General features: G+C 46.5%; 1 pseudogene. It reads right to left on the bottom strand.

Annotated features, from left to right (window positions below):
- Nucleotides 1–1,750 (bottom strand): annotated as a pseudogene (locus R7Q47_RS23645) (hypothetical protein); the annotation flags it as partial.

Below are 1,750 nucleotides of genomic sequence, written 5' to 3'. Positions count from 1 at the left end.
AATCGGTCTTCCAATGGTACTCGCCTGTCACGTCCCACTCTTTCATCACTCGGAAAGAAGCACTTAAGCCGTACAATGAGATTTAGCTGTAAACCGGAAAGTATTCACCCGATTGACGAGTGAAAAGTTCATGCTTGTTTTTGAATGCGTATTTCGCGCCTAAATCCCAGTTGGCATCAAGTGAATAGATGCCTTCCACTTCAATGATATGGCTTTCTTCATCTTTGTAATCCACATCGCGATTGAGTTGGTCGAAGTCCACTAAGTAGGTGTAGCGCGACAACAAATTCAAGCGATCGTTGTAAATTGGGCGATACGCCAATCCAGCGGTCGACTCAATAAAACGAGCCAACATTTTGTCGCTCGATTTGCTTTCTGAGCGTGAGTAATTGAACTTACCGAATAAGGTGTACTCTTCCGTCAGGTGATGGGTGTAACGGTTGGTCGTCACCCATTGGTCGATGCGTTTTTTGTCTGGGTCAGCAGAGTCATCTGTCTTATCAACACGATATTCCACTTTGTTCTTGAACAACACATCATCGACATCAATCGAGGTGCTTACACTCACCGCTTGGCGCTCGGTGGTGATGTTTTGATCATCCTCGATTTCGCCTTTCTGATAGCCGATACCCATGTCGATGTCGTCGTTCATGTCGTAGCCAAAGCCGAATGAATCGATGCGACCTTTACCGTTGTCTTCATCCACAAATTGGTTTTCTTGGTAGAAATCGACCGTTGAAGTCAGATCTGCACGTTGACCGACAATCACGTTGTTTTTGCCTTCGTAGCTGTCATCGACATAGGTTAAGTAAGTGCTGTAGTCTTCCGTCACATCATAAGTAACGCTGGCTTCAGCCGCATCGCCACGATCGCCCGTGGTGTATTCTGCGCCAACGACGAAGTCTTCTAAAATACGCGTTTCACCACCAATAGTGACGCTGTCGTTCTCATCGTACTCATCTGTTTTTCCAACGGTTTTTTGCCCTTTGATGTAAACATTGTTGTCGCTATCCCAAATGTAATCGGCACGCAGGCCCGCTAAGGTGCCTTTGCCTTTTTCGTCTTCGTTGTTTAACTCTTCGACTTGTTTACCTGCTGCGGAAATCTTGATGTGTTTGGTCACTTTGACCTGAGTTTCCAGTTCTGCCTGTTGAGAATCCGTTCTTAGTGTGCCGTCGGACTCACGCTCTTCCATCGAGGTAAATCGAGTTTTCACCGCAACACGATCCGTTGCTTGAAGACGGATTTCCGTACCATAAGATTCTTGTTCTAAATCGTCATCTTGGCTAGCGTAACTGTAGCCTGCATCTTTAGATTTGTACCAAGCTTTAACATCGTTACCCACAGCAGAAAACACGCTCGGGGCGATATCGTAGAGGTTCATCACCCCTTTCACTTGATAAGAGTCACCTTCACGATCATCCGCACTGCCACCAATAGGCGTAAAGGTTAAACCGCCATCGAAAGAGACATAGTTAGAATCGGTTTGACGACCTTTACTGTGGCCGAACTCGGCTTTCAAATAGGTGCCTTCTGATGCTCGTAGCGTTAAGTCTGTGCCGTACGCTTCGTAGTCTTGGTTATCTTTTTCTTCGGTTTGATAGTTTGCACCTACACCGATGTAGTCGTTTACCCAACCTTTGACGCGTCCACCAGCGGTCATTGCACCAAGCGCTTCACTGCCTTGAGGCACGTATTCATAATCGACAGCAAGATAGTTGTCATAACCGTCAGCTGGGGAGTCGTTAAT

It is taken from the genome of Vibrio sp. Vb0349 (assembly GCF_033338975.1).
This window is presented reverse-complemented; position numbering and strand designations above follow the sequence as displayed.